Origin of the sequence: Microbispora sp. H13382 (assembly GCF_014161445.1) — a bacterium.
Classification (GTDB): Bacteria; Actinomycetota; Actinomycetes; order Streptosporangiales; family Streptosporangiaceae; genus Microbispora.
The window spans coordinates 267,952-293,155 of record NZ_JABBXA010000005.1; the positions used below are offsets into that span (position 1 = coordinate 267,952).

At 71.1% G+C, this 25,204-nt stretch carries 22 protein-coding genes and 1 pseudogene; 10 read left to right on the forward strand and 13 right to left on the reverse strand.

Translation table 11 applies throughout. The features are described 5' to 3' along the window. Positions 1 to 130 precede the first annotated feature (130 nt). Positions 131 to 1,624 carry an MFS transporter gene (locus tag HHX41_RS13135; protein WP_182906166.1) on the reverse strand — a complete coding sequence of 498 codons (1,494 nt, stop codon included), beginning with the start codon at positions 1,622 to 1,624 and terminating at the stop codon, positions 131 to 133. A 54-nt stretch (positions 1,625 to 1,678) separates the two neighbouring features. On the opposite strand from HHX41_RS13135, the gene soxR reads away from it, so the two are divergent. Then, positions 1,679 to 2,152 (forward strand): redox-sensitive transcriptional activator SoxR, encoded by a 474-nt coding sequence (gene soxR / locus HHX41_RS13140; protein WP_182906167.1) that lies wholly within the window; start codon positions 1,679 to 1,681, stop codon positions 2,150 to 2,152. 198 nt (positions 2,153 to 2,350) lie between these two features. On the opposite strand, the gene HHX41_RS13145 is transcribed toward soxR, so the two are convergent. Beyond that, positions 2,351 to 3,190 (reverse strand): NAD(P)H-binding protein, encoded by an 840-nt coding sequence (locus tag HHX41_RS13145; RefSeq protein ID WP_182906168.1) that lies wholly within the window; start codon positions 3,188 to 3,190, stop codon positions 2,351 to 2,353. Positions 3,191 to 3,275: 85 nt separating this feature from the next. Here HHX41_RS13145 and HHX41_RS13150 point away from each other — a divergent pair, with 85 nt between their 5' ends. Then, positions 3,276 to 3,998 (forward strand): TetR/AcrR family transcriptional regulator, encoded by a 723-nt coding sequence (locus tag HHX41_RS13150; protein ID WP_182906169.1) that lies wholly within the window; start codon positions 3,276 to 3,278, stop codon positions 3,996 to 3,998. 31 nt (positions 3,999 to 4,029) lie between these two features. Here the strand turns inward: HHX41_RS13150 and HHX41_RS13155 are convergent, their stop codons facing one another. From HHX41_RS13155 to HHX41_RS13170, 4 genes are read right to left on the reverse strand one after another with little or no spacing between them, the layout of a single operon-like run. Beyond that, entirely contained in the window at positions 4,030 to 6,090 is a 2,061-nt protein-coding gene (locus HHX41_RS13155) for a polyprenyl synthetase family protein (RefSeq protein WP_182906170.1), read from the reverse strand. Further along, positions 6,087 to 6,890: an ABC transporter permease gene (locus HHX41_RS13160; RefSeq protein ID WP_182906171.1), complete on the reverse strand. Its 804-nt coding sequence runs from the start codon at positions 6,888 to 6,890 to the stop codon at positions 6,087 to 6,089. The genes HHX41_RS13155 and HHX41_RS13160 overlap by 4 nt, the downstream gene beginning before the upstream one ends. After that, complete coding sequence (locus HHX41_RS13165; protein WP_182906172.1) at positions 6,887 to 7,540, reverse strand: ABC transporter ATP-binding protein; 654 nt, start codon at positions 7,538 to 7,540, stop codon at positions 6,887 to 6,889. Before HHX41_RS13165 ends, HHX41_RS13160 begins: the two co-directional genes overlap by 4 nt. A gap of 3 nt (positions 7,541 to 7,543) precedes the next feature. Then, entirely contained in the window at positions 7,544 to 8,191 is a 648-nt protein-coding gene (locus HHX41_RS13170) for a hypothetical protein (RefSeq protein ID WP_182906173.1), read from the reverse strand. Between the two features lie 94 nt (positions 8,192 to 8,285). On the opposite strand from HHX41_RS13170, the gene HHX41_RS13175 reads away from it, so the two are divergent. Further along, complete coding sequence (locus HHX41_RS13175) at positions 8,286 to 8,621, forward strand: transposase (protein ID WP_220504039.1); 336 nt, start codon at positions 8,286 to 8,288, stop codon at positions 8,619 to 8,621. An 18-nt stretch (positions 8,622 to 8,639) separates the two neighbouring features. Here the strand turns inward: HHX41_RS13175 and HHX41_RS13180 are convergent, their stop codons facing one another. The 3 genes and pseudogenes from HHX41_RS13180 to HHX41_RS42285 form a co-directional block, all read right to left on the reverse strand. Beyond that, positions 8,640 to 10,100 carry an FAD-binding oxidoreductase gene (locus HHX41_RS13180; protein ID WP_182906174.1) on the reverse strand — a complete coding sequence of 487 codons (1,461 nt, stop codon included), beginning with the start codon at positions 10,098 to 10,100 and terminating at the stop codon, positions 8,640 to 8,642. A gap of 193 nt (positions 10,101 to 10,293) precedes the next feature. Beyond that, complete coding sequence (locus tag HHX41_RS42280; RefSeq protein ID WP_396794461.1) at positions 10,294 to 10,482, reverse strand: NADH-ubiquinone oxidoreductase-F iron-sulfur binding region domain-containing protein; 189 nt, start codon at positions 10,480 to 10,482, stop codon at positions 10,294 to 10,296. A gap of 55 nt (positions 10,483 to 10,537) precedes the next feature. Then, positions 10,538 to 11,032 (reverse strand): annotated as a pseudogene (locus HHX41_RS42285) (NADH-quinone oxidoreductase subunit I); the annotation flags it as partial. Between HHX41_RS42285 and HHX41_RS13190 the strand changes: the two are divergent. Beyond that, complete coding sequence (locus HHX41_RS13190) at positions 11,031 to 11,399, forward strand: DoxX family protein (protein ID WP_138205371.1); 369 nt, start codon at positions 11,031 to 11,033, stop codon at positions 11,397 to 11,399. The pseudogene HHX41_RS42285 and the gene HHX41_RS13190 sit on opposite strands and share 2 nt — an antisense overlap. A 93-nt stretch (positions 11,400 to 11,492) precedes the next feature. On the opposite strand, the gene HHX41_RS13195 is transcribed toward HHX41_RS13190, so the two are convergent. Together HHX41_RS13195 and HHX41_RS13200 are read right to left on the reverse strand one after the other, a co-directional pair. Then, positions 11,493 to 13,733 carry a bifunctional polysaccharide deacetylase/glycosyltransferase family 2 protein gene (locus tag HHX41_RS13195; RefSeq protein ID WP_310741963.1) on the reverse strand — a complete coding sequence of 747 codons (2,241 nt, stop codon included), beginning with the start codon at positions 13,731 to 13,733 and terminating at the stop codon, positions 11,493 to 11,495. Then, on the reverse strand, positions 13,730 to 14,311 hold the full coding sequence (locus HHX41_RS13200; RefSeq protein ID WP_182906175.1) for a hypothetical protein: 582 nt from the start codon (positions 14,309 to 14,311) through the stop codon (positions 13,730 to 13,732). The genes HHX41_RS13195 and HHX41_RS13200 overlap by 4 nt, the downstream gene beginning before the upstream one ends. Positions 14,312 to 14,599: 288 nt before the next feature. On the opposite strand from HHX41_RS13200, the gene HHX41_RS13205 reads away from it, so the two are divergent. Together HHX41_RS13205 and HHX41_RS13210 are read left to right on the forward strand one after the other, a co-directional pair. Beyond that, positions 14,600 to 15,421: a tryptophan 2,3-dioxygenase gene (locus tag HHX41_RS13205; protein ID WP_169982910.1), complete on the forward strand. Its 822-nt coding sequence runs from the start codon at positions 14,600 to 14,602 to the stop codon at positions 15,419 to 15,421. A gap of 26 nt (positions 15,422 to 15,447) precedes the next feature. After that, positions 15,448 to 20,391: an NAD-glutamate dehydrogenase gene (locus HHX41_RS13210; RefSeq protein ID WP_182906176.1), complete on the forward strand. Its 4,944-nt coding sequence runs from the start codon at positions 15,448 to 15,450 to the stop codon at positions 20,389 to 20,391. Positions 20,392 to 20,404: 13 nt separating this feature from the next. On the opposite strand, the gene HHX41_RS13215 is transcribed toward HHX41_RS13210, so the two are convergent. Continuing rightward, on the reverse strand, positions 20,405 to 21,481 hold the full coding sequence (locus tag HHX41_RS13215) for a hypothetical protein (RefSeq protein ID WP_182906177.1): 1,077 nt from the start codon (positions 21,479 to 21,481) through the stop codon (positions 20,405 to 20,407). An 83-nt stretch (positions 21,482 to 21,564) separates the two neighbouring features. Between HHX41_RS13215 and prfB the strand changes: the two genes are divergently transcribed. After that, a complete protein-coding gene (gene prfB, locus HHX41_RS13220) occupies positions 21,565 to 22,686 on the forward strand; it encodes a peptide chain release factor 2 (RefSeq protein WP_169982913.1) in 1,122 nt (373 codons plus the stop codon). A gap of 5 nt (positions 22,687 to 22,691) precedes the next feature. Here prfB and HHX41_RS13225 read toward each other — a convergent pair whose 3' ends face one another. Next, positions 22,692 to 22,880: a hypothetical protein gene (locus HHX41_RS13225; protein ID WP_169982914.1), complete on the reverse strand. Its 189-nt coding sequence runs from the start codon at positions 22,878 to 22,880 to the stop codon at positions 22,692 to 22,694. 179 nt (positions 22,881 to 23,059) lie between these two features. Between HHX41_RS13225 and ftsE the strand changes: the two genes are divergently transcribed. From ftsE to smpB, 3 genes are read left to right on the forward strand one after another with little or no spacing between them, the layout of a single operon-like run. Further along, a complete protein-coding gene (gene ftsE / locus HHX41_RS13230; RefSeq protein ID WP_079315626.1) occupies positions 23,060 to 23,749 on the forward strand; it encodes a cell division ATP-binding protein FtsE in 690 nt (229 codons plus the stop codon). A 14-nt stretch (positions 23,750 to 23,763) separates the two neighbouring features. Further along, positions 23,764 to 24,663, forward strand: coding sequence for a permease-like cell division protein FtsX (gene ftsX, locus HHX41_RS13235; protein ID WP_182906178.1), 900 nt, complete (start codon positions 23,764 to 23,766; stop codon positions 24,661 to 24,663). Between the two features lie 56 nt (positions 24,664 to 24,719). Next, complete coding sequence (gene smpB, locus HHX41_RS13240; protein WP_182906179.1) at positions 24,720 to 25,202, forward strand: SsrA-binding protein SmpB; 483 nt, start codon at positions 24,720 to 24,722, stop codon at positions 25,200 to 25,202. Positions 25,203 to 25,204: the final 2 nt, after the last annotated feature.

Sequence of the window (25,204 nt, forward strand, 5' to 3'; positions counted from 1 at the left end):
CGCGCAGTCGCGGCCCGGCAGGCAACCATCGCGCCCCGAGATTGCCGAGAGGCGCTATTGCACGCAGAGAGCGGACACCGTCACGTCGTAGATGTACCAGCTTCCGGTCGGAGTCATGTAGACGCTTCCTTCACCGGGTTCGTGCATCCGGCGTGCTTTCCTGGTCGATGCGTCTCGCCGGGCGGAGCAGGGACACGACCAGACCGGCGAGGGCCGCCATCAGGACCGCGCTCACCACCGCGGCCAGGTGGAATCCGTGAACGAAGGCCGCGCGGGCCCTCTCCAGGAGCGAGGGGAGATTCGCGGCCACAGCTGCGGTCAAGCTATCTCGGACGGTTTCTGGGGCCGAGGACATGTCCGCACGGTAAATCGCGGTGATCAGGCTGCCGAGTACGGCGATGCCGAGCGCTCCGCCGACCTGCGGGGCGGTGGAGGAGATCGCCGCCGCCGCGCCGGCCCGCTCGGGCGGGGCCGAACTCACGACCAGGTCGGTCGCCAGCGCCATCATCGGCCCCAGACCGGCGGAGACGACGACGGCTCCGGCTACGAGGACGGCGAGATTCCCGGACACCTGGCTGAGAATGAGATATCCGGCGGCAGATATCGCCAGGCCCGTGCCGATGACGATCGCGCTGCCGGTCCTGCGCGCGATCCTCGGCGCCAGCGTGGATCCGGCGATCACCCCCAGGGCGGCCGGCGACGTCCACAGGCCCGCCTCCAGCGGTGACTTGCCGTACACCAGTTGCAGATACTGCGCGACGGCGTAGTTGGAGCCCCACAGGACGAAGATGCCGAGCGCCAGTGTGGCGGCCGCGACCGCGAACGTGCGGTCGGTGAACAGCCGCAGGTCCACCAGGGGGTTGGCGAGGCGGCGCTGTCGGCGCGTGAACGCGCCGGCGACCGCGATCCCGGCCGCGATCGCGATGAGGGACATCGGCTCGACGCCGTCGGCGGCGATCTGCTTGAGCCCGTAGACGACCGGCAGCACCGCCGCGAGCGACAGCACCGCGCTCAGCCAGTCCAGCCGGCCCGTGCCGGCGTCCCTGTGCTCGGGAAGCGTGAACGGCGCCACGACGAGCAGCGCCGTCATCACGGGTACGGCCAGGAGGAACGCCGACCCCCACCAGAAACGCTCCAGCAGCCAGCCGCCCACCAGCGGGCCGATCGCGGTGCCCGCGGAGACGGCCGAGACGACGATGCCGATGGCCACCGTCCGCTGTCGGGGATTGGTGAACATCGACGTGGTCAGCGACAGCGTGGACGGCATCAGGGTCGATCCGGCGACGCCCATCAGCGCGCGGGCCGCGATCAGGCTCCCGGCGCTCGGGGCGTACGCGGCGAGAACCGCGGCCACGCCGTACGCGGCGGCCCCGATGAGCAGCACGCGGCGGCGGCCGAGCCGGTCACCCAGAGCGCCCATCGTGATGAGCGCTCCGGAAAGGAGGAAGGCGTAGACGTCGGCGATCCACAACAACTGGGTGCTGCTGGCCATCAGGCCCGTGCCGATGGCGGGCAATGCGAGGTTCGTGACGGTCAGTTCCAGAGAGGCGAGGAGGGCGGGCAGTGTCAGGACGGCCAGGCCGATCCATTCCCGCCTCCCCGCGACCAGGTGCGTCTGGGGCATGGAACCCAGGATCAAACCTCGACTATGGTCGAGGTCAAGCCTTAGTCTCCGGCTATGACGATCGCGAAGGAACTCACGGTCGGACAGCTCTCCGCCCGGTCTGGCGTCGCGGTGACCGCGCTGCACTTCTACGAGGAGAAGGGGCTGATCCGCAGCCGGCGCACGCCCGGCAACCAGCGCCGTTACCCCCGTGACACGCTTCGCCGGGTCGCCTTCATCCGTGTGGCGCAACGCGTCGGCATCCCGCTGCGCATGGTCGGCGAGGCCCTGGCCACGCTTCCCGAGGGACGCGCGCCGACGCGCGAGGATTGGGAGCGGCTGTCCTCCGGCTGGCGGGCGGAGCTCGACGCCCGCATCGAGCAACTGGTCAAGCTCCGTGACGACCTGTCCGACTGCATCGGCTGCGGCTGCCTGTCCATCGACCGCTGCGTCCTGCGCAACCCCGACGACCGCCTCGGCGCGGATGGGTCCGGCCCGCGCCGACTGCTGGTCCGCGAGGCGGAGGCCGGCTCGCCAAGGCGGCGGTAGCGTTTTCGGATGCTCGACGCCTGACCGTCAGCGGGCGGCGCCGGTTTCGACTCCCCGATCGCGTACGCCCAGGGGAGGTTGTCACGGACGCCTTCCCGGTAGCTCATGACCGGGATGCCGGCAGCGCCGGTGAGGCTTCGCCGCTCGTCGCCCATACGTCGAAGGAGCGCGCGCGGCCGGACCCGGCAGGCAACCCTTTTATCGGTTCGCGAGCACGTCGCGGAGCGCGGTCGGCTTGCGGCCGAGCAGGTCACCGAGCGCCGGGCCGACCTCGGCGAACTCCCCCTGACGGCCGGCCTCGAACATGCCCAGCAGGAACCGGGCCTGCTGCTCGGGCACGCCGCGCGACACCATGCCCGCGACCCACTCGTCATCCGGGACGGTGACGCGGGTGATCTCGCGACCCGTCAGGTCGGAGGCGATCGCGGCGACGTCCGCGAGGTCGAGCGACTCGGAGCCGGTCAGCGGCGGCGTGATCCCGTCGAGCCGGCCCTCCTCGGTCAGCGCGACGGCGGCCGCCTCGGCGAGGTCGGCGTGGGCGGTCCAGGAGACCGGGCCGTCCTCGGGCGCGGCGAGCGTGCCGGTCTCGAGCGCCTGCCGCACGAAGTGGAGCGCGGTGGTCGCGTAGAAGCCGTTGCGTAGCGCGGTGAACGCCACCCCACATGCGCGCAGGTCCTGCTCCGTCTCGGCGTGGGACGGCATCGGGAGGAAGGGGGAGGCCGGGTTCGCGCCCATGTGGCTGGTGTAGACGATCCTCCCGGCGCCCGCCGCCCTGGCCGCCTCGATCGCCGTACGGTGCGGGCGGGCGTCGGCCGGGCCGGAGACGACGAGCACCTGCGAGGCGCCCTCGAACGCGTACGCCAGGCTCGCGGGGTCGGCGAAGTCGCCCTGCCGTACGCGGGCGCCGCGCTGGGCGAGGTCCTCGGCTCGCGAAACGTCGCGGACGCTGACGCCGATCCGGTCGGCGGGAACGCGCGCGAGCAACCGCTCGACGACGCCTCGGCCGAGCTGACCGGTCGCTCCGGTGATGATGATCACGGTCTACGCCATTGCTATCGCTGATATTGACTTCACGCTAACATCGGAAATTCAGCGATAACAACTTACTGCTATCGTTGGAAGCATGAGCGACTCTGAGAGCGAGACGGCGAGCGGCCGCGACAGGACGCGGGCGCACATCGTGTCGGTCGCGGCGCGACTGCTCGCGAGCGGCGGGCGCGACGCCCTCTCGACCAGGGCGGTGGCCGCCGCGGCGGGGACGCAGGCACCGACGATCTACCGCCTGTTCGGCGACAAGGAGGGCCTGCTCGACGCGGTCGCCGAGTACGGCTTCGGCTCATACCTGTGGGACAAGAAGGCGAGCCCGCCCGCCGACGACCCGGTCGAAGGGCTGCGCGCCGGGTGGGACCTGCACGTCGGGTTCGGGCTGGCGAACCCCGCCCTGTTCTCGCTCATGTACGGCGATCCCGCACCGGGCCGGCAGTCGCCCGCCGCCGTCGCCGCCTTCCGCATGCTGGGGGAGCGCATCCGCGCCATCGCCGCCGCCGGCCGGTTGAAGGTCGGCGAGCGCCTGGCGGCGGACCTCGTGCACGCCGCCGGCTGCGGCACGGTCTTCACGCTGCTCGCCATGCCCGAGGAACGGCGTGACCCGCGCCTGTCCGAGGTGGCCCGCGACGCGGCGATAGCCGCCATCACCACCGACGCCCCCGTGGTCGAGACCCCCGGACCCGCCGCGGCGGCGGTGGCACTACGCGCCGCGCTGCCCGGCGCCACGGCTCTCACCGACGGTGAACGTCACGTGCTCGGCGAATGGCTCGACCGCCTCGCCGCCGACCGATCCGGCTGAGATCTCGGCGGGAGCGCTCGACAAGGCGGCGTCAGCGTGCCGCGCCGGTCTTGGCGTACTCCAGCAGGAGCTCCCGGCGCAGCCGGGCCAGGTCGGGTCCGCCTCCGGTGGCCGTACGGCTGTAGCGGTCGGTGCCGTGCAGGCCGCGCCAACCGGGCAGCCGCTCCTGGATGAGGTGCATGAGACCGAAGTCCGGGCCGGAGGCCGTGCCGCCCGCGGCGGCCCGCAGGAACGCGGGGGCGGAGGCGAGCATGGCGTCGAGCTGGGCGTGGCCGTCCTCGACCTGCCGGGTCACCTCGTCGATCGCCTCCTGCCTGGTGCGGCCGGTCTCGTGGCGGAGCACCCTGACCAGGTTGTAGGGGGCGCCGATGGCCTCGTCCTGCTCCAGGGTCCGCAGGTCGTTCTCGGTGAGCGCGGTGGCCAGCCCGAGGTCAAGCGCCCGGCGGAAGAGCGGATCGTCGCGGACGGCCGGGTCGATCTGCCTGCCGTACGTCACCTCGAAGAGGTCGAGGGCGAGGTCGGGCCCGGCGCTGCGCAGGCGCAGCGGGAGCTGGTCGCGCAGGCTGGGGACGAACCCGCTGAGCCGATGGCACGCCTCGCGCTCGCACGCCTCCAGCCATTCGGCGAGGTGGTCCAGGGCGCGTGCCCGCCACGAGGGCGGCTGCGTCGCGCGGATCCCCGCCCAGGCCTGGGCGAGAGCGGTGGCGACCGCCCCACCGGCCCCCCGGGCGTCGCCATGCTGACCGAGTTCGCCAAGCTGACCGAGTTCGCCGAGTTCGCCGAGCTCGCGGATGAGAACGGTGAGCCGGTGCCGCAGCCGGACGACCTCCCCGGGGTCGGTGAGCTCGGGGTCCTCCAGGAGGTCGTCGAGCACGTAGCACACCAGCATCCACCGGCCCAGCGTCTCGGCCTGCCCGGCGTCGGCGTCCGGCCACAACCGCGCGGCGGCCGAGGCCATGCCGCTCCACCGCGGATGGCGGGCCTCATCCGGCGTGGCGGCGAGCCCGGTCTGCAGTAACCAGGCGTCCAGCCGCTCCTGCACCCGCTCTCGCAGCTGCCCGGCGACGCCTGCCGGAGCGGGGGACGACGCGGGGGACGGCGCGGGCACGGTGACGAGAGCCGGACCGGCCGGCCTGTCCGTGTTCATGATCGATAGCGCGTAACCGGCCAGCGCGTCGCGTGACCGCGGATCGCCGAGGCCCTCAAGCCGGCCGAGAGCCGCCTCCATGTGAACGTCGACGACCTGCCGGGCCTCGTCCACCGCTCCGCACGACAGGACCAGGCGCCGGGCGGTCTCGGCCTCGGCCGCCGTCAGGCCGCGGCGCAGCAGCCGGGCGAGCGCGGGCTCGCGGGCCAGGGCCCTGATCACGGGGAGCGTGTAGACGCCCTCCACGATGTCGGAGTTGGCCGGCTTTCCGAGGCTCCCGGCCGTCGCGGTCAGGTCGAGGATGTCGTCGCGCACCTGATAGGCCATGCCAAGATGCCAGCCGAACCGCGCCAGCGCGTCCTCCTCCTCAGGGCCCCGCCCGGCCTGCATGGCGCCCAGGCGGCAGGCCAGGGACAGCAGCTCGGCGGTCTTGGCGCCGGTCACCTCCAGGTAGGCCTCCTCGGTGCGGGAGAGCAGGAAGCGGTCGGCCGTCTCGGCGATCACCCCCGCGCAGGCGCGTTCGCCGGCCTCCGCGGCAACCAGCGCCTCGCGTTCGCCCAGCTCCGCGAGGATCCGGCTGCCGTTGACGACCAGGAGGTCACCGGCCAGGACCGCCATGCGCGCGCCCCACACGCTGTTGACGCTCGGCCTGCCCCTGCGCTGCCGTGCGTCGTCGATCACGTCGTCGTGGTAGAGGGACGCCATGTGCAGCAGCTCGACGGCCGCCGCGGCGCGTACGGCGCGGACGCCGGCGGCCCGGTCCGCACCGGCGAGCAGGTAGTACGACAGCAGCGCCAGAGTGGGCCGGATCAGGCGGCCGTGGCCGCCCGGCGGCTGCCTGGTCAGCGTGGCCAGATCCGGCCGGCCCGGCACCCCGGCCAGACCGAGGATCTCCCGCACTCGTCCCAGGTCGGATTCCACGGCGGGGAAAGACTGCGTTGTCATGGGTGGCTCCTGACGGGACTCACGGACGCCGGCTCACCGAGCGGCCGGTGGACACGCGTACGGGCGGCGAAGGCGGAGATGCCGAGGGCCGCCGTGACCAGCGCCCAGCACGCGGCCGGGCCCGCGGCGTTCCAGGGCACCGTGTCCAGGGCCACGGACGAGACGGCCCACTGCATCGGCCCGTAATCGGGCAGGTAGCGCACGACGACGCTGGCCGCGGCCGGAGTGGCGAGCGGGCTCTGCAGGGCCAGGTCGATCGAGCAGATCACGGTGACGAGGACCAGACCGGCCAGATCGGTGGTCAGCACCGCGGCGAGCGCGATGCCGATCCCTCCGTAGATCAGCGCTCCCCCGGCGAGGGCGGCGGTGAGCAGCAGGGGCTGCGCGGTCGGGTGGGTCAGGCAGATCAGGCCGGTGGCGTAGAGCGCGACGCAGAGCGCGACCACCACCAGGGCGGTGAGCTTCGCCGCGATCAGGGACAGCCGCGGGAAACCGGCCCGCACCAGCCGGCGGTCGAAGGACGCCGAGCCCAGGGTGGTCACGAACATCATGAACCCGGTGATCAGCGCCGAGATCTGCAGCGCCCCGGCGAGCTGGTTGAGGACGTTGGCCGGCAGCGTGACGGTCCGGCCGGCGGCCCGGAGGTGGAAGGGGAGCGCGATCTCCAGGGACAGGGCGTAGATGAGGATCGCCCACACCGGGATGAAGACCACGACGATCACCAGTGCCAGCCGGTTGCGCAGGTGCTCCACGAACGTCATGCGCACGGCGGTGGCGTAACAGGTCCACTGACCCCTCATAAGGCACCGGTCCTGTCCGCGACCCTGTCCGCAGCCCTGTCCGCGACCCGCAGCACGCCGCCCTCCAGCCGATGAAGGATGTCGAGGCGCGCCGCGTCGTACGCGAGGTGGGAGACCACCAGCACCGAGCGGCCACGCGCGCGCAGTTCCCCGGCCAGGTCCCAGAACCGCACGTACGTCTCCCAGTCGAAGCCCTGGTAGGGCTCGTCGAGCAGGAGCACGTCCGGGTCGTGCATCAGGGCCAGGACGAGGTTCAGCTTCTGCCGCGTCCCGCCGCTCAGCGTGGCGGGGCGGGCCCGGCGGGAGCCGGAGAACCGCAGCGCCTCCATCAGCTCCTCGGCCCCGCGCAGGTCTTCCAGGCCGTAGGCGACCTGGAAGAACCGCAGGTGCTGCTCGACCGTGAACGCGTCGTGCAGCACCGTCTCCTGCGGGCAGTGACCCACGCGCCCGCCGTGGCGCACCGACCCGCCGTCCGGCCGCAGGTCGCCGGCGAGGACGCGCAGCAGCGTGGTCTTGCCCGCGCCGTTCTCCCCGACGATCCCCATCACCCGGCCGGGCGGCAGATCGAGATCCACCCCGCGCAGGACCGGGCCGCCCCGGTAGCCCTTCCGCACGTCCCGCACCCGCAGCACGGGCTCTTCCGACGGCATCGACTACTTCGGCGCGTCGACGGTGATGAAGGCGACCGTGCCGCTGCCCTGGACGCTGCTCACGCCCTTGCTGGAGCACTGGCTGACGTCCGAGGTGGGAGCCGCCTTCCCGGCGATCCGCCTGCCCTTCATCTTCCCGTCGGTGACCTCGCCGACGAGCATCATGTCGCCGGGGTTGTACGCGTTGATCGCGTCGAGGTTGGGGCGGATCGTGGAGCTGCCCAGCGACTGGCCCTGGCCGTCCTTCCAGCTGATGATGCCCGTGCCGGTGACGTTCTGGACGCCGGTGCAGGACGCCTGCGCGCTGCCCTGGAGGGTGGCCGTTCCCGAGCGGATGTTGGGGAAGCTGCCGTCGGGGGAGGCGCAGCCGGTGAGCGTAAGAACGCCCTTGGCGGTCACCGTGCGGGCCTCCTTGCCCACGGCCGGGTCGCTGGTGATCGGCTGGCCGCCGCCGGTGCTCACCGCGCAGGTCAGCACGGTGTGGCCGCCCGGCTGCTTCGGCGAGGGGTCGGCGACCGGCCTGGTGCGCGCGCCGCCGCCCGACGCGCCTTCGGCCACCGACGGGACGACCGTCAGGGCCAGGCCCAGCACGGCCGCTCCCGCGGCGCCGAGACCACAGGCCAGGTACGTACGAGATCGAGAAACGCTCATGGACATCCCCCCGAGTGATTGCTGACGGTAATCTAACTATCACAATCAGCAACGGCGAGGGTGGCGAGTCAATGCGCCCGACGAGCGGGCACCCCTGGACGCGAGGTGGCCGGCGCCAGGCGTTCGCGGGGGTGATCGCGTCCTGGCCGACAAGGCCTACACCTCTGGGGCCAACCGCGCCTACCTGCGGCGGCGCGGGATCAAGGCCACTATCCCCAGCAAGGCCGATCAGGATGCCAACCGCCGCGCCAAAGGCTCCAAGGGCGGGCGGCCACCCGCCTTCGATCCCGAGATGTACAAGCGGCGCCACGCTGTCGAGTGCGGCATCAACCGGCTCAAATGCCACCGTGCTGTCGCCACCAGGTACGACAAACTCGCCGTCCGCTACGAAGCCACGATACTGATCGCCGCGATCAACGGATGGCTCTGATCGACTTTGATACAGGCCCTACACGCCCTGGGGAAGGCGGAACAGGCGGCCCGGGTCGTACGCCGCCTTGACCTGGGCCAGACGGGCGGCGTTCGCGCCGTAGTACTGCTGCCGCCAGTTCTTGAGCTCGGGGTCGACGTAGTTCACGTACGCGTGGTCGCCGAAGTGGGGCCGCATGGCGGCGTGGGCGGCCCGAGCCCAGGCGGCGGCGCCGCCGAAGTGCGCGAAGTACTGCACGCTGAACAGAGCCTTGCGGTGCGGGAACGCGGTGGCGTCGGGGCGGACCCGGCCGATGGCGCCGCCCATCGCGTCGAGCATCACGGTGTGCCGTCCCGGCGCGGAGACCTGGGCCAGCAGCGCCTTGATCCCGGCGGACGACAGCGGGGTGTAGGCGAAGTGCGACTTGGCCGAGAACGAGTCGCGGACCAGCCTGCCGCTCGGGTTCTGCCCCGGGAGGGTGCCGGGACGGTGGCACTGGGCCACGGACATCGACGCGCAGCCCGCCTCCACCATCATCGCGTGGTCGTACGCCGAGACCGCGACGTACCGGTTCGAGGGGCCGGAGCCGACGCGGTCGACGAGCTTCTGCAGCAGGTTCTCGCACGCCGCCTTGCCGCCGATATACAGCCCGCCGACCATCACGTCGGGCGACGGGTCGTGGCCGAGGTGGCAGTTGGACCACATCGCGTCGGGCGCGGCGGGCGCCCACGCCTGCCAGGCCTTCAGCACGGCCGCGGCCTTCGCCCAGGGCCAGTGCAGGAAGAACAGGGTCACGGGACGCGTCGGATGGGTCCGGAACGTGAACGACGTCGCCACGCCGAAGTTGCCGCCACCGCCGCCGCGCGAGGCCCAGTAGAGGTCGGGGTGCGAGCCCGGCGAGCAGGTCAGCACCTTCCCGTCGGCCGTGACGACCTTCAACGACTCCAGCACGTCGCAGGTCAGGCCGTACTGCCGCGACACCACGCCGATGCCGCCGCCCAGCGTGAGCCCGGCCACCCCGACCGTCGGGCAGGAGCCCGCCGGGATGCTGACGCCGTGCGCGGCCAGCTTGGCGTACACGTCGACCAGCCGCGCCCCGGCGCCGACCGTGGCGTGGCCGCCCGAATACGAAACGCCGCTCATCGGCGACACGTCGATTACGAGGCCGCTGCCCGTGGACCAGCCCGCATAGCTGTGGCCGCCCGACCGGGAGGTCACCGGCACGCCATAGCGCCGGGCGAACGCCAGGCACTCCGACACGTCCGCCGCCGTTCTGCAGTAGGCCACCCCGGCCGGCCGTACGGAGTCGAAGGCCGAGTTGAACACGCGACGCGCGTTGTCGTACGACGTGTCGCCGGGGCGGATCAGCTTGCCGTCCAGCCCCCGGCCGAGCGCGGACCAGTCGGCGGGACGGGGACCCGCGGGGGCGAAAGCCGTGCCCGCGAACGCGCCGGCCCCGGCCAGCGCCGAGACTCGAAGGAAACTCCGTCTGTCGATCATGGTCGTACTCCCGAGGTGGTGATCTACCTCGTTGAGACGCCTGTGGATCTGGTCTGGTTGGTCACATTGCCATCACTACGCTCCTCCTATCCGCAGGGCGAGTGCGGGGCACATCTCCATGGCCTTCTGCGCCTCGCCGGGCAGCCAGGAGGGCACGCCGGTGTCCATGAACACCGGGAGGCGCCGCGGCCCTTCACGGCGGCGGCCGCCAGGCGGACCAGGTCGGGGCCGTCGGGTCGCCGTCCTGCATTTGCCGGCACGCCCGCGCGAGCCCCGGCAGGCCGAGGCGGCACGGCCCGCACTGCCCGGCCGACCGTGCGGCGAGGTGGCCCGCCACCCGCGCGGTCTCGCCGAGCGGGCAGGTGTCCTCGCCGAGGACCACGATGATGCCCGCGCCCAGCTCGCCGCCCCTCAGCGAGCACGGCGAGCTGGGCGAAGGTCTCGGTGTTCGACAGCAGCGTGGGCAGCCCGCGCACCCCGCTGTCGCTGGAGCGGACCTTGCGGCCCGGGGGCAGGCGCGCCTCGCGGTTGACCGCGCGGACCAGCGCGCCGCCCTCCCCGGACACGAACCGCTCCTGGATGCCCGCGACCCACGGACTGGACCGGTCAGTCAGGCCGCGCTCGGCCACTGCGGCGGTGACCGAGGCCTCGGCCAGCTCGCCTGCGCCGACCGCGATCAGGACATTCCGTGAGCCGAGCGCGCTGGCCGTAAGCAGGGCGCCCTCCAGCACCAGGTGGGGCGCCCGGGTGAGCAGGGTCTTGTCCTTCAGGCTGGCGGGCTCGCCCTCGGCGGCGTTCACCAGCACGACGGTCTCGCTGTCGCGGGCGCGTGAGGCGACGGCGCGCAGCTTGCGCGCGAACGGGAACGCGCTCCGCCCCCGGCCCCGCAGGTCCACCTCCTCGGCTCTCTTTAATGTGAAAGGTCGCACCATGTCGTTTGCCGCCAGCACCCTGAGCGCTCTGGTCGCTCTCGTCTTCCTCCTTGCCGGCGCCCAGAAGGTTCTGTTACGGGATCCCGTGACGGCCAACCTGCTCAGGCTCGGCGTAGGCTCGACGATGACCCGCTCGATCGGCACCCTGGAGATCGCCGGCGCGCTCGGGCTCGCGGCCGGCCTCTGGTTCAAGCCGCTCGCCGTCGCGGCCGCGGCCGGTCTCACGCTGCTGTTGATCGGCGCAGTGGGGTTCCATCTCCGCGCCCGCGACTTCGCGCACCGGCGCCACCGCTCCCACGCCGTGGCGCCCGTGGTGCTGGCCGTGGTCACCGGAACGACCATGGCCTTGTTGCTCGCGACTTCCTGAGCGAAGAGCGCGGTGACAGCACAGTTCAGCCCAGGGCACGTCGGGGTGGTGGCTGGAGCCGTTTGGGCCCAGTCAAGGCGATGCTCGACGCCATCAAGGACGGCTCCGTCTCCTCGGAGCGTTCGCACCCCTGACCGCCCGGCGCCGGCGGCCCGCGGGTCTCCCGGCGGCCGGTATCGCCACGGCCTGGCCCGCCAGGGCGAACGTGCCCTCCCTGCGGACCGTGTGCCAGCGCAGCCGCGCGCCCAGGACCGCCGTGGCCACGGACTGGATGACGACCAGATACATCAGCTGCCGGTAGACGAACTGCTGCAGCGGCAGCGCCCACAGCACCGAGGCGCGTTCGCCGTCCAGGCGCAACGCGTACCAGCCGGTGAGGGCCTGCAGTGCGACGAAGCCGGCCCACACCGCGACCACCGGAAGAGGGTCGCCGACGAGCAGGCCGTACATCGCCATGACGTCGACGACGGGGGCCAGCAGCGGCAGGATCACCTGGAACAGCGCGAGATATCCGAGGCATCGGCGGCCGAAGGGCCGGCGCTCCACGATCGCCCCGCGGTGCTTCCAGATCGCCTGCAGCGTGCCGTAGCACCACCGGTACCGCTGCCGCCACAGCTGGCTGAGCGAGGCGGGCGCCTCGGTCCATGCGCGGGCCCGCTCCTCGTAGACCACCCGCCAGCCCCTGCGGCAGATCGCCATGGTCAGATCGGTGTCCTCGGCGAGCGTGTCCGCGCTGACGCCCCCGGCCGAGGCCACCGCCTCGCGGCGGAACGCGCCGATCGCCCCCGGCACCGTCGCCATGCAGCCGAGCAGGTCGAACGCGCGGCGATCCAGGTTGAACCCGACGACGTACTCGATGTGCTGCCAGCGCCCGATCAGCCCTCGCCGGTTGCCGACCTTGGTGTTGCCGCTGACCGCGCCGACCGTCCGGTCCGCGAGCGGTCGTACGAGGTGGCCGATGGTCGGGGGCTCGAAGACGGTGTCGCCGTCGACCATGACCAGGACGTCGTGGGCGGCGTGGGCGATCCCGGTGGTGAGCGCGGCGGGCTTCCCGGCGTTCGGCTGCCGGATCACCCGGACCCCGGGCAGTCCGAGCGAGGCGGCGATCGGTCCCGTCCCGTCGGTGGAGCCGTCGTCCACGACGACGACCTCGACCCGGCCGGGGTAGTCGGTCCTGACCAGGGACCGCACCGTCGCCTCGATCCCCACCTCCTCGTTGTACGCGGGGACGATCACCGAGACCGGCGGCGGGACCGCCCACGGGGGGACGCCGGTGTTCGGGGGCCGTCCCCGCGTCCTGCGGGCGTGCGCCCACGCCAGCGCGGCGAACAGGGCCGACCTCAGCAGGGTGAGCGCGCCGGCCGCGGCGAGGAACCAGCCGAGCGCCTCGACGAGGGCGAAGGAGGCGCGCTGGGCGAATGACAGGACCGTGCCGAGGACGCGCTCGCCGGGGGCGGCGGCCGTGTGCGCCGTGGGGAGCCCGACGGCGTCCGTGAGCGTGGTCGCGGTGTATCCCTTCTTCTCCAGCCGGGTGAGCAGCCGGTCGACGGCGGCCAGCGTCCGGGTGCGGTCGCCGCCCGAGTCGTGGAACATGATCACCGCACCCTCGCCCTCGACCGTGCGCGCGAGGGACGCGAGGACCATCTCGTCCACGGGCGGGCGGCTCCAGTCGCCCGTGTCCACGTCGGTGAACGTCACCAGGTATCCCTCGTCGCCGAGCAGCCGCATCGCCGCGAGCTGCCCGTACCCGACCGCGCCGGGGGCCGAGGAGTACGGCATGCGGGCGAGGCGGGTGTGGATGCCGGCCGCTGCGGCCAGCGTCTTCTGCGTCAGGGACATCTCCACGCGGGCCCGCCAGGCCGGCACAGCGCCCAGGTCGGCGTGGGTGTAGGTGTGGTTGCCGATCTCGTGCCCCTCGGCGACCAGCCGGCGGGCGAGCTCGGGGTGCTCGGCCACGTGCGCCCCCAGCACGAAGAAGGTCGCCTTCGCGTGGTGCTCGCGGAGCAGGTCGAGCAGCCGGGGAGTCCAGCGGGGATCGGGACCGTCGTCGAAGGTGAGCGCCACCGTGCGCGGCTTGGGCCGCGCGCTGAGCGGCCGCGATTCCGAGACGTTGACCAGAGGGCCGCCGGAGCGGATCCGTTCGAGCTCGGCGGAGTCGCCGTAGTCGGCCGGGGGCGGCCGGGTCTCGCCGACGACGTTGTGCGCGTACGCGTTGAGCAGCAGCGCTCCGGACATGAGCAGCGCGGCGATCGCGACGAGGAACCAGTGACCGCGCGGCTCGGGAGGTCTGCGCTGGACTGGTCTGCTCTGGGCCGGTCTGCGCTGACGCCTCACTGGGTCGTGCCGGGAGTCTGCCCGGGCTGCCCGGGAGGCGTCTGGACCGCGCTGGGCCCCGGCGCGGGGGTCCGCGTGAGCTCTCCGGACGGCGCCGTGGCCGGCGGGACCTCCGGTTCGGACGACGGCGCGGGCGCGGACTGCCCGGACGAGGAGATCTCCACGTCCGGCTCACGGCCCGCCGGAGGCGTCGTGCTCGGCTTCAGGCTCCCGCGTGGGGAAGGCGAGGCGGAGGGGACCCTGCTCGGCAGGCCGCGGCCGGAGGTCGCCCGCCGCGCGGCCGCCGTCGAGTGCGGCGTGCCGCTCGCCCGGGGGACACGCCTGTGCTCGGATCTGTGCCCGGAGCTGGGGGACGCGGTGGGGGAGCCCGTGGGGGAGCGTTCCACCACCTGCTGTCCCCGCGTGCCGACCCAGCCCATCGGGGGGAGTTCGGGGCCTGTCAGTGCTCCGCTCACCAGGGTGAGCGTCAGCGCGAGGACGACGATCGCCCCGCCGACCGCGGCGGCTGTCAAGATCTTGGCCCGGCGTCCGCTGTGGTCCACGAAGACGGCCGTACGCGCCGGGTGATGATCTTCCACGAAGCATGATCGTACGCGAGTCGAAAGCAGCTTCGAGAAGTTCGAACCATTTCGTGATCCGAGGGTTCCGGCTTTCCCGATGCCCCGTGCGGAGAACCCCTGGGATGCGTTCGGTTGAGGCTCCCGGCGGGGGTGGGGCTGGTTAAATGGGCGCAGCACCGGCCCCTGGTGTGAACGCACGGACGAAGTTGACGTTTGTGCTGTTATGGGGTGATATCAGGTGCGGTGGTGCCGGGCTTTCGGTCAATGGGGATCGGAAGGGACGCGCCCATCGTGGAGGAGTGGCGCATGCCTGCGACGCCGTACGGCCGAGCTGGATCGGGGGACGTGCTGCCCCCGCCCCGTAGCTTCGGCGAGGAGGGCGGACGCCTCTCCTACGGCGGCTATCTGCGCCTGCCCGAGCTGCTCGCCCAGCAGGAGCAGCGGTCCGGGGCCAGCGACGAGCTGCTGTTCATCACCGTCCACCAGGTCTACGAGCTGTGGTTCAAGCTCCTGCTGCACGAGCTGGAGCGGATCAGGGACGCGATGGTCGAGGGCGCGCTGTGGCGCGCCAGGCACCTGTTCCGCCGCGTCCACGCGGTGGAGAAGGTCATGGTCGACCAGGTCCAGGTGCTGGAGACGATGACGCCGCAGGACTTCCTGGAGTTCCGGTCGGTCCTCGCCCCCGCGAGCGGCTTCCAGTCGGTCCAGTTCCGTGAGCTGGAGTTCCTCTCCGGCGCCAAGGACCCCTCGTACCTCGGCCGGCTCAGGGACGCCGACGACGCGGAAATCGCCAGGTTGCGGCGGCGGCTCGCCGAACCGTCCCTGTGGGATGCTTACCTCATCGCCCTCTCCCAGCGGGGCCTGCCGGTCTCCGACGAAGAGATCATGGAATCCCTGCTGGCCGTGGCCCGTGACCGGGGGTCGTACGACGATCTGTGGGACCTGGCCGAAGATCTCCTCACGCACGACGAGACCACCGCACTCTGGCGGATGAGGCACGTGCAGATGGTGGAGCGCCAGATCGGCACGAAATCCGGTACGGGAGGCTCGTCCGGGGCACCGTATTTGAGGGGACGGACGCGTTTGCACTTCTTTCCCCTGTTGTGGGAACTCCGGGCCTGGCTTTGAATCCTCACAAGGGAGTGAGTAGCGACATGCCGCTCGAAATGGCGCTAGATCGGCAGGAATCGGACGAAGCGTTGGATGAGCTTCTCCGTCTCGCCGCCGAGAGGTGCGCGCACGCGCCGGGAGCGCTGCAGGTGGAGGGCGAGGATCCCCTGGCCTTCCTGAGGCGGTACTACCGCAACGTCCCCGTCGAGGACCTGATCGACCGCGACCCGGTGGACGTGTACGGCCCCGCCATGGCCCACCGCCACCTGGCCCAGCACCGGCCGCAGGGACGCGCGCTGGTCCGCGTCTACACCCCCACCCTCGAGGAGTGCGGCTGGGACCCGGGCCGCACCGTGGTCCAGATCGTCACCGACGACATGCCGTTCCTGGTCGACTCGGTGACGACCGAGCTGGACCGGCACGAGATCGGCACCCACCTGATCGTCCACCCGCAGATGCGGGTGCGCCGGGACATGACCGGCGAACTGCTCGGCGCGGGCCAGGAGGACGTGACCGGGCAGGTCGTCCGCGAGTCGTGGATGCACATCGAGATCGACCGGCAGGCCGATCACGACGTGCTCAAGGAACTGGAGAGCGACCTGCAGCGGGTGCTGCTCGACGTGCGCTGCGCGGTCGAGGACTTCGCCAAGATGCGGGCGCTGGCCGTGCAGACCGCCGAGGACCTGGCGGTCAACCCGCCGCCGCTCGACCCCGCGCAGGTCGAGGACGGCATGGAGCTGCTGCGGTGGCTGGCCGACGGCCACTTCACCTTCCTCGGCTACCGGGAGTACCGGCTGGAGGACACCGACGGCGGCGCCGCGCTGCGCGGCCTGCCCGGCACCGGACTCGGCATCCTGCGGGCCGACAAGGCCGGATCGGCCAGCTTCGCCGCCCTGCCGCCCAAGGTGCGGGCGAAGGCGCGGGAGAAGCAGCTGCTGATCGTCACCAAGGCCAACAGCCGGGCCACCGTCTACAAGCCCCACTACCTCGACTACGTCGGGATCAAGGTCTTCTCGCCCGAGGGCGAGGTGATCGGCGAGCGGCGGTTCCTCGGGCTGTTCACCCACGTGGCGTACAACGAGTCGATCTCCCGGATCCCGGTCCTGCGGCGCAAGCTCGCCGAGGTGCTGGAGCGCGCGGGGCTGTCGCCCGACAGCCACGACGGCAAGGATCTGATGGAGATCCTGGAGACCTACCCGCGCACCGAGCTCTTCCAGATCTCCGTGGACGAGCTGCTGCCCATCGCGCTCGGCGTGCTGCGGCTGCGCGAGCGCAAGCAGGTCAAGCTGTTCCTGCGCCGCGACGACTACGGCCGCTACATCTCCTGCATGATCTTCCTGCCGCGCGACCGTTACACCACCAAGGTCCGCCTGCACATGCAGCGGATCCTGATGAAGGCGCTCGGCGGCACCTCGCTCGACTACAGCACGATGATCGGCGAGTCGGCGCTGGCCCGGCTGCACATCGTGATCCGCGGCGAGCGCGGCAAGCCGCTCGGCGAGACGCCGGTCGACGTCGAGGAGCTGGAGGCGCGGCTGGCCGCCACCACCCGCACGTGGGAGGACGACCTGGCCGCCGCGATCGGCGAGCTGTGCCCGGAGGAGGAGGCGCCAGGGCTGCTGCGCCGCTACGGCTCCGCCTTCCCCGAGGGGTACAAGGCCGACTTCCCGGCCCGTACGGCCGTGGCCGACCTCAAGCGGCTGGAGGCGCTCGGCGAGGACCCGAACGCCATCGGCATGAACCTCTACGAGCCGTACGGCGCGGCGGAGGGGGAGCGGCGCTTCAAGCTCTACCGGCTGGGCGCGCCGATCTCGCTGTCGCGGGTGCTTCCGCTGCTCACGCGGATGGGCGTCGAGGTGGTGGACGAGCGGCCGTACGAGATCGACCGCGACCACGACCCCCAGACCAAGGACGCCTGGATCTACGACTTCGGCCTGCGGTACACCCCCTCGGAGGACGTGCACCGCGACGAGTTCAAGCGATTGTTCCAGGACGCGTTCGCCGTGCTGTGGCGCGGCGAGGTGGAGAACGACGGCTTCAACGCGCTCGTGCTGGCCGGCGGGCTCACCTGGGAGCAGGCCGAGATCCTCCGGGCGTACGCCAAGTATCTGCGGCAGGCCGGGACCACGTTCAGCCAGGCGTACATAGAGAGGGTGCTGCAGGGCAACGTGCGGCTGGCCCGGCTGCTGGTGCGGCTGTTCGAGGCCAGGCTCGACCCGCGCCGGCCGGACGACGCCAGGGCGGAGGTCTGCGACGCGCTGACCGAGGAGATCCTCGCCTCGCTGGACGAGGTGGCGTCGCTCGACGAGGACCGCATCCTGCGGGCCTACCTCGAGATGATCCAGGCGACGCTGCGCACCAACGTCTTCCAGGCCGCACGTGAGGACGGGCGCGAGGCGGGGGCCGCCGGCAGCCAGTTCGTCACCGGCAGGCGCAAGCCGTACATCTCGCTGAAGGTCGACCCGCAGGCGATCAGCGTGCTGCCGCTGCCCCGGCCGAAGTACGAGATCTTCGTGTACTCGCCGCGGGTCGAGGGCGTGCACCTGCGCTTCGGCAAGGTCGCCCGCGGCGGCCTGCGCTGGTCGGACCGCATGGAGGACTTCCGCACGGAGATCCTCGGCCTGGTCAAGGCGCAGATGGTGAAGAACACCGTCATCGTGCCGACCGGCTCGAAGGGCGGCTTCGTCGTCAAGCAGCCCCCGGCCGGTGGACGCGACGAGGTCCTGGCCGAGGGCGTGGCCTGCTACCGCCAATTCATCTCCGGTCTGCTCGACCTGACCGACAACCTGGTCGCCGGGCAGGTCGTGCCGCCGCCCGACGTCGTGCGGCACGACGGCGACGACACCTACCTCGTGGTCGCCGCCGACAAGGGCACCGCGAAGTTCTCCGACATCGCCAACGAGGTGGCCAAGGAGTACGGCTACTGGCTCGGCGACGCCTTCGCCTCCGGCGGTTCCGTGGGCTACGACCACAAGGCCATGGGCATCACCGCCAGGGGCGCCTGGGAGTCGGTGAAGTACCACTTCCGCACGCTCGGCGTGAACGTGCAGACCACCGACTTCACCGTGGTCGGCATCGGCGACATGTCCGGCGACGTGTTCGGCAACGGCATGCTCCTGTCGGAGCACATCCGGCTCGTGGCGGCCTTCGACCACCGGCACGTGTTCATCGACCCCGACCCGGACGCCGCGCGCGGCTTCGCCGAGCGGCGGCGGCTGTTCGAGCTGCCCAGGAGCTCGTGGGACGACTACGACAGGTCGCTCATCTCGGCGGGCGGCGGCGTGTGGCCGCGCACCGCGAAGTCGATCCCCGTCTCGCCGCAGACGCGCTCCGCGCTCGGCCTGCCGCACGGCGTCACCGCGCTCGCGCCGAACGACCTGATCAGCGCGATCCTGCGGGCCCCCGTCGACCTGCTGTGGAACGGCGGCATCGGCACGTACGTCAAGGCGTCGTCGGAGACCCACGCCGACGCGGGGGACAAGGCCAACGACGTGCTCCGGATCAACGCCGCCGACCTGCGCTGCAAGGTCGTCGGCGAGGGCGGCAACCTCGGCTTCACCCAGCGGGCGCGGATCGAGTTCGCGCTGAACGGCGGCCTGATCAACACCGACTTCATCGACAACTCGGCCGGTGTGGACACCTCCGACCACGAGGTGAACATCAAGATCCTGCTCGACCAGGTCGTCCGCGACGGCGACATGACCGACAAGCAGCGCAACGAGCTCTTCCTCGACATGACCGACGAGGTGGGCAGGCTGGTGCTGGAGGACAACTACGCCCAGAACGTCGTGCTCGCGGCGGCCCGCACCCAGGCGCCGGAGATGCTGCACATCCACGCCCGCTACCTGCGGAAGCTGGAGCGCGAGGGCCTGGTCAACCGGGAGCTGGAGTTCCTGCCGTCGGACAAGGTGCTCGCCGAGCGCCGCCAGGCCGGGCTGGGGCTGGCCAACCCCGAGTTCGCGGTGCTGCTCGCCTACACCAAGCTCGTGGTGGACGCGGAGCTGCTGCAGTCGGACATCCCCGACGACCCGTCGCTGGCGTCGTGGCTGGTGTCGTACTTCCCCTCGGCCCTGCGCGACCGCTTCCGCGCGTACATGGACTCCCACCCGCTGCGGCGGGAGATCATCACGACCCGGATCGTGAACGACCTGGTCAACTTCGGCGGGACGAGCCTGGTCTACCGCTTCGGCGAGGAGACCGGCGCGTCGGCGCCCGACATCGTGCGGGCCTACCTGGTGACCCGGGAGGTCTTCGACCTGCCGTCGTTCGTGCGGCAGGTCGAGGAGCTGGACAACGAGGTCGACACCGCGACCCAGCTCGCCATGCTGCTGGAGGGCCGCAAGTTGTCCGAGCGCGGCACCCGCTGGCTGCTCGGCAACCGCCGCCCGCCGCTCGACCTCGCCTCCACCGTCCGCTACTTCGTCGAGGGCGCGAACGGCCTGCTGCCGCACCTGCCCAAGCTGCTGACCGGCCCCGACCTGCTGGCGTACGAGGAGCGCAGGGACTCCTTCGTGGCCAGGGGCGTGCCCGGCGAGCTGGCCGAGCGGGTCGCGGCGATGGTGCCCGCCTACTCCACGTTCGACCTCGTGGAGATCGCGGCGTACACCGGCAGGCCGGTGAGCGAGGTGGCCGAGGTCTACTTCGACCTGGCCGACCGGCTCCAGCTCGCCCGGCTGCGCGAACGGGTGATCGCGCTGCCGCGCGACAGCCGGTGGAACTCGATGGCCAGGTCCGCGCTGCGCGACGACCTGTACGCCGCCCACGCGACGCTGACCAGGGACGTGCTGATCCACAGCCGGCCGGGCCTGTCGCCGGAGGAGCGGCTGGCGAGCTGGACGGAGGCCAACCAGGCCGCGGTGACGCGGTCGCGGCAGACGCTGTCGGAGATCTGGGAGAGCGACACCTTCGACCTGGCGACGCTGTCGGTCGCGCTGCGCGCGGTGCGGACGCTGGTCTCCACCAGCAACCTCCCCCACGCGGAGGCGTGACCGTACTCGGCGATCAGCGGTTGGAGCCGCCGGTGACGATGCCCTCGTAGCCGACGACGTGCGCGGGCGCGGTGGACGCCTTGGGCGGCACCGCGCTCACGTACTGCTGGGTCTCGACGATCTGCCGCTTCTGCCGGATGAACAGGTCCTTGGCGGGGCTCAGCAGCCAGCGGGCCGCGGCGGGGACCGTCACGGGACGCCCCTCGCCGCACTTGAGCCCCTGCGGGACGGGCGTCCAGGAGGACGTGCGGATCAGCGTGTACAGCATCATCGCGCCGCCGTCGCGCGTACGCAGCGCGAAGATCGGGTAGTTGGGCGCCGAGGCGAAGATCGACTCGTAGTTCATGCAGTCGTCGGCCTTCGCCGACTCCTTGGTCTCGCTGATCTCGTCGAAGAATCCGGTGGTCTGCGGGCCCGGGGCGATCAGCCCGGACGCGTAGCCCTTGGGGCCCTCCTCGGCGACCGTGGCGTGCAGCGGGCCCATCAGGTTGGGACTGATGGCGACCGTGGCGTCGCGCGACTCCAGCGCCGTGGCGAACCCGTCCGCGTCGAGGGCGACCGAGGGCGCCTTCGCGCCCGGGTAGAGCAGGGACGCGAAGCTGTTGCGCCACGGCCCGTCCTTGCTCTGCCGTACGAACGTGAACACGGCCGTGCGGACGTCGCCGGACGCGTCGCGCCGCTCCGCGGTGGCCGCGAACCAGACGGCCGGACGGGCGCTCTGCCGGGGCACGAGCACCTCACGGTTGTCCCAGGTGTAGCGGGCGGGCTTGCCCTCGCGGGAGTGGATCTCGGCGATCGTGATGGGACGCTGGCCGTCCTGGGTGAGCAGGAGCGCCCACCGGCCGGCCCCGGCCTGCCTGAGCACGTCGTCGGTGTCCAGGAACGCGTCGAGCGCCCGGGAGGCCTCCTCCAGCGTCACCGCCGGGGGGCTGGGCGACGGGCTCGGGCCGCGTTCCTCGCCGGGGCTCGGCAGCGCGGAGGTGGCCGCCGCCGGGCTCGCCGGCGACCGGGCGGGCTCCCCGCCCGAGCAGGCGACGGTCGCACACGTCACGAGGGCAAGGGCCAGCGCGCTCCGAACGACCCCGTTCACGCCAGCCTCCCCATGCAATCGATTCACATGCTATCGAGGTGCGCTGCCTGACAGGGTCTCCGATTCGCGTACCCTTTACAGACGTGGCAGTCATCGATCCAGCCGAAGAGATCAACGAGCTTGGCGGCACGCTGAAGAGCATTCAGGACGTGCTCGACCTCGACGCCCTGCGCAAGCAGATCGCCGAGTTGGAGGAGCAGGCTGCCGCGCCTGACCTGTGGAACGACCCCGAGCAGGCTCAGCGGGTCACCAGCCGGCTCTCGCACCTGCAGGCCGAGGTCAACCGGGTGGACGGCCTGGGCCGCCGCCTGGAGGACCTGCCGATCCTGTTCGAGCTGGCCGCCGAGGAGGGCGACGAGGACGCGCTGGCCGAGGCCGACAAGGAGCTCGCCGCGCTCAGGTCCGAGGTCGGCGCGCTGGAGGTCCGCACGCTCCTGTCGGGCGAGTACGACGCCCGCGAGGCCCTGGTGACCATCAACGCGCAGGCGGGCGGCGTCGACGCGGCCGACTGGGCCCAGATGCTGCTGCGCATGTACCTGCGGTGGGCCGAGCGCAAGGGCTACCCGGCCGAGACCTACGAGACCTCCTACGCCGAGGAGGCCGGCATCAAGTCCGCCACCTTCGCGGTCAAGGCCCCCTACGCGTACGGCACGCTCAGGGGCGAGCACGGCACCCACCGGCTGGTGCGGATCAGCCCGTTCGACAACCAGGGCCGCCGGCAGACCTCGTTCGCGGGCGTGGACGTGGTGCCCGTGGTCGAGCAGACCGACCACATCGACATCAACGAGGACGACCTGCGCATCGACGTCTACCGGTCGTCCGGGCCGGGCGGCCAGGGCGTGAACACGACCGACTCGGCCGTGCGGATCACCCACCTGCCGACCGGGATCGTGGTCTCCTGCCAGAACGAGCGGTCCCAGCTGCAGAACCGCGCGACGGCGATGGCCGTCCTCTCGGCCAAGCTGCTGGAGCGCAAGCGGCAGGAGGAGGCCGCGGCGATGAACGAGCTGCGCGGCGAGGCGACCACGTCGTGGGGCACGCAGATCCGCAACTACGTGCTGCACCCGTACCAGATCGTGAAGGACCTGCGCACGGGCGTGGAGGCGGGCAACCCCACCGCCGTGCTGGACGGCGACCTCGACGAGTTCATCGAGGGCGAGATCCGCTGGATGCGCCGCCAGGAGTCCGGCGACGCCGCCCAGTAGGCGTATCAGTAACCGCTGATGTGACCGACTGCCACCAGCACCACGACGAGCAGCACGATCAGCGCGATGACCAGGGGCGACAGCCCCATGAACCCGTGGTGGTGAACCTTGGCGCGGCCCTCCCGGCAGACGGGGCAGCGCCCCTCCACCACGGGGCCCGCGCACGCGGCGCAGATCAGATGTTCGCAGCTCATAGCAGCTTTACCGCCCCATCGCCCAAGGGCTAATCGTTTTGTTTCCGTTATGGACGTTCCATGCCAGTGTTACCCCTAGACTGGCCTTCGGCCAAACGGAACGTCGATCCCGAGCAAAGTGACCGGCGACCCCCGGACCGGCCGTCCCACCCCCTAGACTGGCTAGCCGTGATGCGCCCGTGATCCATTTCGATAATGTCACCAAGGTCTACGCGAACCAAAACCGGCCTGCCCTCGACCACGTGAGCGTGGACGTCGACAAGGGCGAGTTCGTCTTCCTGGTCGGTCCTTCAGGGTCGGGGAAGTCCACCTTCCTGCGGCTGGTCCTGAAGGAGGAGCGGCCCAACAGCGGCTCCATCCACGTGGCCGGCAAGGACCTGTCGAAGCTGTCCAACTTCAAGGTGCCGCACCTGCGCCGCCGGATCGGCTGCGTGTTCCAGGACTTCCGGCTGCTGCCGAACAAGAACGTCTACGAGAACGTGGCGTTCGCCCTGGAGGTCATCGGCAAGCCGCGCCGGTTCATCCGTAAGGTCGTGCCCGAGGTCATCGAGCTCGTCGGCCTGGAGGGCAAGGCGCATCGCATGCCGGAGGAGCTGTCCGGCGGCGAGCAGCAGCGGGTCGCCATGGCCCGCGCGTTCGTCAACCGGCCGATGATCCTGCTGGCGGACGAGCCCACCGGAAACATCGACCCCGCCACGAGCATCGGCATCATGAAGGTGCTCGACCGAATCAACAGGACCGGCACGACCGTCCTCATGGCGACGCACGACGCCGCGATCGTCGACTCCATGCGCAAGCGCGTGGTCGAGCTCGAGGACGGCAAGATCGTCCGCGACCAGTCGCGCGGCGTGTACGGCCAGGCGTATTAGGAGTAACTGGGACCATGCGGGCCAACTTCATCTTCTCCGAGGTCTGGATCGGCCTTCGGCGCAACCTCACGATGACCATCGCGGTGATCGTGACCGTGGCGGTCGGCATGGCGCTGCTCGGCGTCGGAATGATGATCAACTCCCAGGTCTCGAAGCTCACCGGCTTCTGGACCGACAAGGTCGAACTGTCGGTCTACCTGTGCACGAAGAACGCGCCTTTCGAGCCCTGTAAGAACAAGGGCGCGGTCACGCAGGAGGAGAAGGCCACCCTCAAGCAGACGATCGAGGCGCTTCCGGACGTCGAGCGGGTGCAGTTCGAGAACCAGGCCGAGGCGTACAAGCACTTCCAGGAGACCGAGAGCAACCGCACCCTCCTGTCGGTGACCAAGGCCGAGGACATGCCGGAGTCGTTCCGGGTGAAGCTGAAGGACCCGGACAAGGCGGCGGCCGTCGCGGCCAGCCTCAAGGGGCAGGCCGGGGTCTCCAACGTCGTCAACGAACGCGACCTGCTCGAATCGGTCTTCGGCTTCATGGACAAGCTGCGTTACATGGCGCTGGGCATCGCCGCCCTCATGTTGTTCGCGGCCATCCTGCTGATCGGCAACACGGTCCGGCTGTCGGCGTACAACCGCCGCAGGGAGACCGGCATCATGCGACTGGTCGGCGCGTCCAACATCTACATCCAGCTGCCGTTCGTGATGGAGGGCCTGATCGCCGGCCTCATCGGCGGCGTCCTGTCCGGCGTGATCCTGATCATCGTCAAGGTCTTCATCTTCGAGTCGATCCAGACGTACATGGCCGCGCCCCTCGGCTGGGACACGGTCGCCGGTGTGATCACCGGCACCATGGCCATCGGTGTGCTGATCTGTGTGCTCGCCTCGTTCGTCACCCTGCGCCGCTACCTGCGGGTGTGATCCCGCAGCGCCGCGCAGCTCGTTTCCGCCCCTCGCGGCGACGGTAGGCTCCCCTTATGCCACGTGAGACCGGGCGCAAGCTGATCGCCCAGAACAAGCGTGCCAGGCACGACTTCTTCATCGAGGACACCTACGAGGCCGGGCTCGTCCTGACCGGCACCGAGGTCAAGTCCCTGCGGGCGGGAAAGGCCAACCTGACCGACGGCTACGCCTCGGTCGAGGGCGGCGAGCTCTGGCTGATCAACGTGTACATCCCGGAGTACAGCCAGGGCACCTGGACCAACCACGCCGCGCGGCGCACGCGCAAGCTGCTGCTGCACCGCAAGGAGATCGGCAAGCTCGAAGCGTCGCTGAAGGAGAAGGGCCTCACGCTGATCCCGCTGTCGATGTACTTCAAGGACGGCCGGGCGAAGATCGAAATCGGCATCGCCAGAGGTAAGAAGGACTACGACAAGCGGCAGACGCTGATGGAGAAGCAGGCGAACCGGGAGATGGCGCGGGCCATGTCGAACGCGGTCCGCCGCCGGGGGGGCCGTTAGGC

Coding starts and splice junctions, on each gene's coding strand:
- HHX41_RS13135 (WP_182906166.1), bottom strand. CDS start 1,624: ATGCCCCAGACGCACCTGGTCGCGGGGAGGCGGGAATGGATCGGCCTG.
- soxR (WP_182906167.1), top strand. CDS start 1,679: ATGACGATCGCGAAGGAACTCACGGTCGGACAGCTCTCCGCCCGGTCT.
- HHX41_RS13150 (WP_182906169.1), top strand. CDS start 3,276: ATGAGCGACTCTGAGAGCGAGACGGCGAGCGGCCGCGACAGGACGCGG.
- HHX41_RS13155 (WP_182906170.1), bottom strand. CDS start 6,090: ATGACAACGCAGTCTTTCCCCGCCGTGGAATCCGACCTGGGACGAGTG.
- HHX41_RS13160 (WP_182906171.1), bottom strand. CDS start 6,890: ATGAGGGGTCAGTGGACCTGTTACGCCACCGCCGTGCGCATGACGTTC.
- HHX41_RS13165 (WP_182906172.1), bottom strand. CDS start 7,540: ATGCCGTCGGAAGAGCCCGTGCTGCGGGTGCGGGACGTGCGGAAGGGC.
- HHX41_RS13170 (WP_182906173.1), bottom strand. CDS start 8,191: ATGAGCGTTTCTCGATCTCGTACGTACCTGGCCTGTGGTCTCGGCGCC.
- HHX41_RS13180 (WP_182906174.1), bottom strand. CDS start 10,100: ATGATCGACAGACGGAGTTTCCTTCGAGTCTCGGCGCTGGCCGGGGCC.
- HHX41_RS13190 (WP_138205371.1), top strand. CDS start 11,031: ATGTCGTTTGCCGCCAGCACCCTGAGCGCTCTGGTCGCTCTCGTCTTC.
- HHX41_RS13205 (WP_169982910.1), top strand. CDS start 14,600: ATGCCTGCGACGCCGTACGGCCGAGCTGGATCGGGGGACGTGCTGCCC.
- HHX41_RS13210 (WP_182906176.1), top strand. CDS start 15,448: ATGCCGCTCGAAATGGCGCTAGATCGGCAGGAATCGGACGAAGCGTTG.
- HHX41_RS13225 (WP_169982914.1), bottom strand. CDS start 22,880: ATGAGCTGCGAACATCTGATCTGCGCCGCGTGCGCGGGCCCCGTGGTG.
- ftsX (WP_182906178.1), top strand. CDS start 23,764: ATGCGGGCCAACTTCATCTTCTCCGAGGTCTGGATCGGCCTTCGGCGC.
- smpB (WP_182906179.1), top strand. CDS start 24,720: ATGCCACGTGAGACCGGGCGCAAGCTGATCGCCCAGAACAAGCGTGCC.